1 pseudogene is annotated in these 566 nt (G+C 50.5%); it reads right to left on the bottom strand.

The features are described from left to right. A pseudogene (gene gcvT, locus KIV40_RS32760) lies at positions 1 to 566 on the bottom strand (glycine cleavage system aminomethyltransferase GcvT); the annotation flags it as partial.

Below are 566 nucleotides of genomic sequence, written 5' to 3'. Positions count from 1 at the left end.
TGCGTTAGGACCCGCTGTACCACTTGTTACAACACCTACTTTGTTGCCTTCCGCATCAAACAGCTCTGCGCCTTCTCGTACAGGAGCTTTAGTTTGACCCACTAGACCAACACGCTTGCGTTGTACGTCTTTAGTTGCGATTTGTTCAAGGATGATATCTGCACCAGGGAAGCCACCAGCACGCTCACCGTCTGTACGACGAACTTTTTGAATGCCCCATAGAAGGCTAGCTTCTACTGGTGTTGTCGTTGTATCTAGATCGTGACCGTATAGACACAGACCACCCTCTAGGCGCAGCGAATCACGTGCACCAAGGCCAATCCACTCTACTTCAGCTTCACCGGTTAGTTTGCGCGCTAGTGCATCCGCGTGGTCGTTTGGTACTGAGATTTCGTAACCGTCTTCACCCGTGTAGCCACTACGGCTTACGATGCACTCTACGCCGTCGATGTCGACTTTCTGAACTTCCATAAACAGCATATCTGCAACGCTTGGTTGGAAACGAGCCAGTACTTCAGATGCTTTAGGGCCTTGCAGTGCCAAAAGCGCACGATCGTCAATTACTT

The organism is Vibrio sp. D173a, from assembly GCF_030248475.1.
The sequence above is the reverse complement of the archived record's forward strand: the minus strand, read 5'-3'. Positions and strand labels throughout refer to the sequence as shown.